Raw genomic sequence first — 8,917 nt, 5'->3', positions numbered from 1 at the left:
CCCACGCCCAGCACCGCGGCGCTCGAGACGTCAACCACCTTTTCGCTGCTGCTCGAGGTGCCCGCCGAGGTGGCGGCGCGGAAGCCCATGTTGTAGCTGTCGGCGGCCACGCCGGCGCCCGCTTGGGCCGCCACTTCCACGCTGTAGTTGAAGGCCGCCCCGGTGTTCTTGGCCGTGAGGATCAGCCGGTTGTTGGCCACGCTGGCGGTCATCGGGGCACTGCCCTGAGCGTTGATCCAATCGGCCACCTCTTTGAGGCTCTTGTTATCGCCCCAGCTTACCGCCGGATCTGCACCCAGGTTGATCACGGTGCCGTCGCTCAGATTGGTGAACTTCAGGTAACCCCGGTCGGCCACGAACCCGTCGGTCTGCAGCGGCACCGGGCCGGTGGTGATCGTGTTGGTCTGGGCGCGGCTGTTGACCTTGACGGTGTACTCGCCCCCCACGGCCCCCGCCTCGGTGCCGAAGGTCTTGGCGTTGAGGGTCTGCAGGAGGCCCGCGCCCAGCACGGAGCTGGAGCCGATGTCGACGACCTTTTCCTTGAAAGGCGTCGAGGTGTTGTCGGTCGAGGCGCTGGGTGAGAAACTTGCCAGGTTCTGGACCTTCTTGGCGGCCTCTTCCAGCGCAATGAACTTGGTGCTCAGGCCGCGCAGAGACTCCAGGACCAAATTGTTCTTGGTGATGCGGCTCTGGCTCATGATGATCGGGCGTCGCTCGACCTGCATGAGCTTTTCGATCAGCGCGGTGGTGTCGAGACCCGAGGCCAGGCCAGACAGTCGAAGATCACTCATCGGACATCCCCCTCCACAGGGCAGGCGCTCAACAGACGCGAGGGCCCGCCTCCCCCTTGGTTATCGTCTGAGACACGTCGCCACTTGAGGGGCGGGTCGCTGAATTCAAACCGTGGGGTGATACGGATCACATACCCGCGCATCGCTTCCTGCACCTGGTCTGCGCGACTTCTGGTTCCTGCTGACCCGGGACAGGCGACTCGCCCCGGAGCCCGGGCGGCCAGCGGGAAGCGTCGCAAGGGGGGCGGGCTTGCGTGCTATGCTGAGAGCGTCACCACCGAGGCAGCTGAGGGCCGGACCGGCATGTGGACGGATGTGGATTCACTCGATGCGGACAACATGGGCTGGACGCGGGCCTACGTGTCTGGCCTGAGCGATCGCCTCGCGCGCGAGCAAGCGGTCGAGGCGCCCGATGCCGGCATGGTGGCCTATCTGGAAGCCGAGCTGGCCGCCTATCAGGCCTTGCTCGACCAGGTCACAGGGGGCACGGCGTCGCCATGACCCTGACCTGGCTTCGCGGGGGACTGTTGTCGGGCCTGTCGCTGGCGCTGCTGGCCTGCTACCTGCCGGTCAGCCCGCTGGTGCGCTTCTCGGCTTTCCAGGTGCCCTATTACCGTCACGACGACTTCGCCCGCCCCTTCAGCCAGTGGAAGGCCGGGCGCGCCGTCAGCTGGACGCTCCGCTACAAGGCCACGGCCCACAGCGATTCGGAGCTGGTGATCCCGCACAGCGGACCCGCCAGTTTCGGTTCTCAGATGACCGGCAGTGGCGGGCGCGGCGGCCAGTTCACGCCCACCCGGGCCGAACTGGTGAAGCTGGTGGACGCGCTGCTGGACAGCCGGGTGTTCGAACTCTACGACGGCCATTACGGCGCCTACGACATGGGGGGCGGGCTGATTGGCCCGGAAATGCGCATCGAGGTGGCCGGGATTCTCAAGCACGTGAGCTACGATCGCGATCTGCCGCCTGCGATCAGCTGGGAGGCCGTGGCCCTGACCCAGGCAGCAGGCGCCATCACGGCGCTGGGGCTGAAATACACGACCCGCTCGGCCGCGGGCACGGCGGGCGGCGCGCCCTGAGCGCTCAGGGCAGCCAGTCGAGCCAGGGGCCCCGCCGCAAGGCCAGCTGGCGCGTGCCCCGCACCTGGAACACCACGCCCTGCCGGAAGGCCGCCACCATGAGGCGTTCGGGCGCGTCGCCCAGCGCCTCGACGTACTTGATGCTGACCGTGTCGCCGTTGTAGACCCAGACCTGGCAGCCATCCTGGGCGATCGCCTCGCCGTGCTGGGTGGCGATCGTCACCAGGCGCGCGAACAAGGCCTCGTCCCGGGGAGACGTCGCCTCGGTCGGCAGGTCGGCTGCATCCCGGGGGGCGGTGGCCTCGGTCGGCGGGTCGACTTTCTCCCGGGCGGCGGTGGCCCCGGTCGGCAGGTCAGCGGCCTCCCGGGGGACCCGGACCGCCGCCGTGGCGGCCTTGGTGGCCTTCGAGGCGGCGGGGCGCTGCTCGGACGCGCGAACGGGCTCCTCGGCGTGGGCCGCCTGGGCGGCTTCCCGGGCGCGTTCCTGTTGTTTCTTGCGGCTCTTGGTCACGGCGTGAATTCCCCTGCGGCGTTGGCCTCGGCCTGCCCGTTGTCAAGACGCGGCCATGATCCCAAGCGACCGCCGGCGCGTCAATCTCGACCGTCAGCCCGCCCGCTGACTGGGTTTTTCAGCTGCAGGGGCGCCACGATTTTTGGATTGACCGTCAGATCGGCGTGTGTCATGATGCTCGCCTGCCGTCGAATTTACATAATCATGTAAAATTCGGGTCAAATCTTCGCCGTTTTTACCCGCCAGCGACTTTTCGAGGTGCCCGTGAACCCGCTGACCGCCAGCTTTCAGATGAAGACCCTGGACGACCTGCTTTCGCATTTCGGGCTGGTCGAGCTGCCCTTTCAGTTGAGCGAGGATCCGCGCTGGCAGTACCTGACGCCGCACCTGAAGGCCTGCCTCACGCGCACCATCATGGGCATCGAATCGCGCCAGGGCATGGTCAGCGTGGTCGGGGCCTACGGCGCCGGCAAGTCGATGCTGGTGCGTCGCCTGGTCACCATTCTCTCGGAACACGACCGGTATGACGTGCAGGTCATCAGCAACCCGAGCTACACCGGCCTGCAGTTGCTCAAGCACATCTGCGACCTCTACGGCGTGGCGCGCAAGGGCACCAAGCTCGGCCAGTTCGATGCCTTTGCGGCCTACCTGATGGGCGCTTACCAGGCGGGCCGTCACCCGGTGCTGATCATCGACGAGGCTCAGTTGCTCAGCGACGGCACCCGCGGCAACGGCGGTTTGCCGATTCTCAAGCAGATCAACAATTTCTCGGCCATGGACGAGAAGAGCATCTCGGTCGTGCTGGTGGGCCAGGAGGCCCTGCGCCACAACCTGGCCAAGCACCCTGAAATCGAGAGCCGCATCTTCACCACCTCGACGCTCGATCCGCTCAACCGGGACGAGGTCGCCGAACTGATCGAGTTCCGCCTGCAGGTGGCGGGCTGGGGCGGTGCCCCGCTGTTTGCGCCGGAGGCGCTGGAGGCCCTCTACGTGGCCAGTCGCGGCATTCCGCGCCGGGTCTGCACGCTGGCCTTCAATATGATGCAGGCGGCCTTCGCGGATGGCGCCTTTTTCATCAGCGGTGAGCGCGCCCGCGCCGTCTGCGTGCGCGAGGCCGAGGCCCGCGGGCACGGTCTGGCGGCGGCCACGCCGGCCATCACGCTGGCGCCGGAGGTGGTGGCATGACCGCCACCAGTTCGCTCAAGGCCTTCGACGAGCTGGCCAGCGCCAGGCGCCAGACCAAGGGCACCCCGCTGCCGCAGATTCCGCTCGACCAGATCGGGCCGCTGCCGGGCCAGCCGCGTCAGATCGTGGATGAAGCGGCGCTGGCGGAACTGGCCGAGAGCATCAAGCAACACGGCGTGATCCAGCCGATCATCGTGATTGCCCGCCGGGACGTGGCGGGCGACGACCCGGTGCGTTACCGCCTGGTCTGCGGCGAGCGACGCTGGCGGGCCTGCCGCCTGGCGGGTTTGCCCAGCGTGCCGGCGATCGTGCGCGATTACGGCGAGGACGAGGTCGCCGTGCTGGCGCTGCTGGAAAACCTGCAACGCGCGGACCTCACCCCGCTGGAAGAGGCCGAGTATCTTTACCAGCTGAAACAGAAGTACGGCTGGACGGAGGAAGGGCTGGGCGAGAAGCTCGGCAAGACCCGTGACTACGTCCACATGCGGACGCGCCTGCTGAACCTGGCGCCCGACGTGCTGGCTTGCTGGCGCGAAGCCAAGGATGGCGCCGTGTTCGACGCGCTGACCCCGTCCCACGCGATCCTGGTGAACCAGCTGCCCGAGGCGCCGCTGCGTCAAACGCTGCTGGCCGCGATCCTGCAGGGGGGCGTGACGGTGGCGGAGACCCGCCGTCGCTTGGAGCACGTCAAGCAGGTCGAGGGCGAGGCCGAAGGGGTTGAGTCCTCTCAGCTGCACGAATTCAAGCAGGCCTTGCTGGCCGGCACCCCCAAGGCCGAGGTCTGGGCCGGACTGGGCAAGCACAAGCACAAGCGCGAGCCGCGCGTGGCCCAGGTCTCGCCGTTTCGCGGTCCAGGCCCGGCCCTGGCGCTGGAGGACCTGGCCACCCATGCCCTCTACCTCTCCCTCACGGCGCAAGCCTCTCGCACGGTCCAGCTGGCGGCCCTCGAGGAGGCCCTCAACCAGGATCTCGCCTGGGTGCGCAAGATCGCGCGGGACGGTCTGGCCGGGGCCTGACGCGTTGACGCGGGTTCCTCGGCGCACGTAAGATCGATGCTTCCGTCTCCCGGTTCCGAGGTTGTTCATGTCGTCGCTCTCTCTGGCTCATCCCACCACCGCCGACGATTGGGCCAAGCTGCTGGCCTTCAGCCAGCTGATCCGGCCGGAAGGAGAGACCGTTTCCGCCGTGCATGGCTACCGGGAGCGTCCGGGGCTGTCGGAGACGGACCACGCCATGCTGCTGGACGAGGCCGGTGAGATTCAGGCCACCGCTTCGCTGCTGCCCCACTTCCATTACTTCGGGGAGGCCGAACTGGAGGTGGGCGAACTCGCCATGGTGGGGACCCACCCGGAGCGTCGCCTGCAAGGGCATGCGCGCCACCTGATCTCCCACTGGCTCCAGACCGCCCGCACCCGGGACTACGCCTACGTGTACGTGTACGGCGTGCCGCGCCTGTACGATGAGTTCGGCTTTGCCTACGCGGCCCCGGCGCACCATTTCCCGGCCTTGCAGATGGCCCGCGAGGTGCTGGAACCGGTGCTCTCGCCCTACCGCGTGCGGCCGCTGATACAGGGTGATATCCCCCTGCTCGAAGACTTGTACGATCGGGGCAATTGCGGCACGCTCATGGCTGAGGTGCGTACGCACGAGTACTGGATGTACCGCCTGGCCCGCACCCACCGTGGGGGCTTTGGCTGGTGGGTGGCGGTGGATGCCGACAATCATCCCCATGGCTACGTCTGGGCGGATCTGGAACGCGGCCGCCTGCGCGAGGTCGTGGCGGCCGATGACGAGGCCTGTCGCGCCATCTTGCAGTGGATGCGCTGGGAACTGACCGAACGCAAGCTGCCGGCGCTGACGGCCCAGGTGCCGCTCGACCAGCGCTTTGCGCAATATGCCTACCGCTCAGGCGCCATGGTGGCCAACCCGCATGCCCTCTTTCCGGGGAACTGGGCCACCATGGTGCACGTGCTGCGCCTGTTTCCGCTGATCTCAGGCCTGAAACCGGTGTTCGAGCGGCGTCTGTCTGATTCGTCGTACCGCCGGGACAACTTCGACGTGACCTTCGTGATGGGCGAGGAGGCCGTCAATCTGCGCTGGGTCAGTGGCCGCGTGCAGGTCGGGCCGGGCTATGTGGGCCACCAGATCCGCTTGCCGGCCAACGTGTGGACGCCCCTGCTGACGGGCTACCGCACCATCGACGACTTCCCGCACGTCGACCTCTCGGAGCCGGAGCGCCATTTGTTGCGGGCCATGTTCCGGGCCGGGCATCCCTACGTGTGGGATCTGGAACACAGCGACGCCCTGTAGCACGGCCGCGCCGCCGGTTCGTTCTCCGTCGCCTGCCGCTGTCAGACGCTCTTGACCTCGGCTTCGTAGACCGAGACCCGGTTGCGGCCCTCGCGTTTCGAGACATACAGGGCCTGGTCGGCCCGTTCGAACAGTTCGGTGGCCGTCTCGGCCATGGCGGGGAAGGTGGCGACGCCGACGGACACCGTGACGCGCAGCGGGCTGCCATCCGGACCAGGCAAGGTGGCCAGTTCGATCTGCCGGCGGATGCGCTCCGCTGAGACGATCGCGCCGGCCGTGTCGGTTTCGGGCAGCAGGATCACCATCTCCTCGCCGCCGTAGCGGCAAGGCACATCGAGTCCCACCCGCACGGCCTCCCGCACCGTCTTGGCGACCAGGCGCAGCACGGCATCACCGGTCTGATGGCCGTGGCTGTCGTTGAATTTCTTGAAATGGTCGATGTCCAGCACCAGCAGGGAGAAGCGTCCCCCGAAGCGACGGGTGCGCCGGATCTCTTCATCGGTGCGGCGCAGGAACAGCGAGCGCACGTACAGGCCTGTCAGGTGGTCGACGGTGGCCTCGCGGTAATGGCGGGCATTCTGGACGGCCAGCGCCGCGGTGTTGGCGATCGCCTGCAGCACCTGCACTTCCTTCTCCAGGGCCGCCTTGCCGCGCGAGCGCGAGTCGATGTAGAGCACGCCCGTCAGGCCCGAGTCTGCCAGCAGGGGGACGGCGACGGCCGAGGCGATCTTGAGGTTCAGGACCGACATCTTGGTGGCAAATTCCGCATCCAGCCCGGTGTCCACCACGTGAACGGGGGCCAGGGTGTCGACCACCTTCTGACAGATGGTATCGCTGCGTTCGCGCCCGGCTTGCTGCGGCAGAGGCCCGTCCTGGTCGCGTCCGGCGCCGAAGATCAGCTGCTCCTCTTCCCACAGGAAAATCAAGGAGCGCTCGGCCTTGATCACCTCCAGCGTGACCTGGGTGATGATGTCGAGCACCTTTTCCAGTTCCAGCGTGCGGGAGACCGAGCGCGAGAGCTTGTTCAGCTGGTCGAGTTGCAGCACGTTGTCCATTTGCTGCTTCATCAGGCGGGCGTTGGCGAGGGCCACGCCGGTCAGGCCCGCCAGCACCTGCACGATTTCCAGGTCTCCCTGGGTGAACTGGTCCGAGAGCCCCTGACGGTCCACGTAGATGGCGCCGATCGTCTCGTTCTGGTCCTTGAGCGGCACGGCAATGATGGTTTGCAGGTTCATCCCCATGATCGAAGCCTGCTGCGCAAAGCGAGGGTCCGAGAGCGCGTCGAGCACGCAGACGGTTTCGCCGGTTTCCAGCACCGAGCGGGCGATCGAGCGGCTGTACTGTTCGGCGCCCCCGTCGTCGTCGCGGAAGTCCGGGGCGGTGGCGTAGCGCTGGGTGAGGACCGCCGGGCCTTCTCGCAGCAGGAACATGCCGCGTTCGGCCGAGGTGATCTCGATGATCAGGGCGAGGGCCCGATCGACGACCGTATCGACCTGCAAGGAGGCGTTGACGACCCGCGCGAACGACACCACCTGTTCGAGACGTCTTGCCGTGCGGTCCTGACTGAACCCGAAGGAGTGAGCTGCTCCCACTTGGAACGCCGCGAGCCCCTGCGAGAGTCGCCCGGCCAGTTCGACCAACCCCTCCAGCGTGGTGGGCGGCGTGGCGCCCCAATCGTTCGGCACAGGCAGGCTGCGCTGGCCCTGGGCCTTGGCGACAATCTCAGCCCGGCCGTAAGCCTGCAGATAGGCCTCGGCTTCGTCACCCAGGGCGGCCGCCATGGCCTGAATCAGTTCCTGGGCGCGCGACAGATGGGTGGTGCGTTGATTTGGGGGCGCGCATTCGGCCCAGACGTGCAGGGCCAGGGGCAGCAGATGACGTTGCTGGGTGGTTTCCAGCAATCGCACCGCCAGTTCGGCCGCCTTGCCGCCCACGTCTCCGCCCTCCAGCCGCGCCGACAGCAGGTACAGCAGGCCGGCGTCGCGAGGCGCGCCCACCTCCTCGCTGGCCGTGCGCGCCGCGTGCAGAGCCTGGAAGGCCCCGCCCTCGTCGCCGAGCCGGCAGGCGGCCTCGCCGCGCAGGCGCAGGGCCCGCAGACGCACGGCGGCGTTCGGCGCAAGCAACAAGGGCTCGAGCAAGGCCATGGCCTCCGCCGGGCGGCCCGTCTGCAGGGCCACCTCGCCCCGGATCAGCTGGGCGCGCTGGGTGAATTCGGGGGCGCCGGAGGCCTCCCCGAAGGTGGCCATCGCCGCCGCCTTCTCCTCGGCCAAGTTGAACTGCCCCAGCAAGCAGCGCAGCGGCGCTTCAATCTGGTGGATCAGCGCGCGCAGCAGCTTGTGATTGATGCTGTCGGCCACTTCGACGGCCTCACCCAAGCGCGCCAACCCTTCGCGGGTGCGCCCCAGGTGGCCGGCCGCCGAGCCCGCCAGGGCGATCGCCGCGGCCATCGGGAACTTGCGGTTCACGCGGCGGGCCTCGGCTTCGACGGCCGTGGCCAGCGTTTCAGCTTCGCTGAAGAAGCCTTGCTCTTCGGCCACGATGGCCAGATTGAGGCGGGAAAACAGCGCTTCACCCGAATTTCCGGTGTTCTCGTGCAATTCCGCCGCGCGGGCGAAGGACATCTTGGCGCCGAGCAGCTGGCCGAGGGCCAGTTGCAGGTTGCCCAGGCCCGATGAGGTGAAGGACTCCAGGACCGGATCGGCCAGCTGGTGGGCGATCGCCTGGGCTTCCTCCAGGCAGCGCAGCCCTTCCTGCAAGCGGCTTTCTTCGCCCTGAAAGGTTTCGCCGACCTCAGCGAGCACGCGTGCCCGTTCCGCCGGCAGGGCATGGGTGCGGGCCAAGGCGAGCGCCTCCAGACCGTTTCGATAGGCGCCATCCATGTCACCCGCGAAAAAACACAGGCGTCCCAGGGCGCGCAGGGAACGGCACAGCTCCAGTGGGGCCTGGTCCTTCGCGACCTCGGTGGCGCGTTCAAAGGCGGCCCTGGCCGCCTCATACCGGCTTGCCAGCTGGTGGATCTTGCCCAGGCCGTTCAGCGAGCG

At 67.7% G+C, this 8,917-nt stretch carries 8 protein-coding genes; 5 read left to right on the top strand and 3 right to left on the bottom strand.

Going from position 1 to position 8,917, the window contains the following annotated elements:
- The coding region (locus tag VKP62_04365) for a flagellar cap protein FliD N-terminal domain-containing protein (protein ID MEB3196417.1) at positions 1-791 on the bottom strand (791 nt) is incomplete at its 3' end.
- Positions 792-1,106: 315 nt separating this feature from the next.
- Here VKP62_04365 and VKP62_04360 point away from each other — a divergent pair.
- A complete protein-coding gene (locus VKP62_04360) occupies positions 1,107-1,292 on the top strand; it encodes a hypothetical protein (protein MEB3196416.1) in 186 nt (61 codons plus the stop codon).
- A complete protein-coding gene (locus VKP62_04355; protein MEB3196415.1) occupies positions 1,289-1,870 on the top strand; it encodes a hypothetical protein in 582 nt (193 codons plus the stop codon). The genes VKP62_04360 and VKP62_04355 overlap by 4 nt, the downstream gene beginning before the upstream one ends.
- 4 nt (positions 1,871-1,874) lie before the next feature.
- Here VKP62_04355 and VKP62_04350 read toward each other — a convergent pair whose 3' ends face one another.
- Entirely contained in the window at positions 1,875-2,381 is a 507-nt protein-coding gene (locus VKP62_04350; GenBank protein MEB3196414.1) for a hypothetical protein, read from the bottom strand.
- A 264-nt stretch (positions 2,382-2,645) separates the two neighbouring features.
- Here VKP62_04350 and VKP62_04345 point away from each other — a divergent pair, with 264 nt between their 5' ends.
- From VKP62_04345 to VKP62_04335, 3 genes are all read left to right on the top strand, one after another.
- The gene (locus VKP62_04345; GenBank protein ID MEB3196413.1) at positions 2,646-3,566 is read left to right on the top strand and encodes an AAA family ATPase; all 921 of its coding nucleotides are present in this window, start codon (positions 2,646-2,648) and stop codon (positions 3,564-3,566) included.
- Positions 3,563-4,582 carry a ParB/RepB/Spo0J family partition protein gene (locus VKP62_04340; protein ID MEB3196412.1) on the top strand — a complete coding sequence of 340 codons (1,020 nt, stop codon included), beginning with the start codon at positions 3,563-3,565 and terminating at the stop codon, positions 4,580-4,582. The genes VKP62_04345 and VKP62_04340 overlap by 4 nt, the downstream gene beginning before the upstream one ends.
- Before the next feature lie 67 nt (positions 4,583-4,649).
- Positions 4,650-5,876: a GNAT family N-acetyltransferase gene (locus VKP62_04335; GenBank protein ID MEB3196411.1), complete on the top strand. Its 1,227-nt coding sequence runs from the start codon at positions 4,650-4,652 to the stop codon at positions 5,874-5,876.
- A gap of 41 nt (positions 5,877-5,917) precedes the next feature.
- On the opposite strand, the gene VKP62_04330 is transcribed toward VKP62_04335, so the two are convergent.
- A partial coding sequence (locus tag VKP62_04330; protein MEB3196410.1) for a diguanylate cyclase occupies positions 5,918-8,917 on the bottom strand: 3,000 nt, incomplete at its 5' end.

It is taken from the genome of Candidatus Sericytochromatia bacterium, from assembly GCA_035285325.1.
Classification (GTDB): Bacteria; Cyanobacteriota; Sericytochromatia; order S15B-MN24; family JAQBPE01; genus JAYKJB01.
The sequence above is the reverse complement of the archived record's forward strand: the minus strand, read 5'-3'. Positions and strand labels throughout refer to the sequence as shown.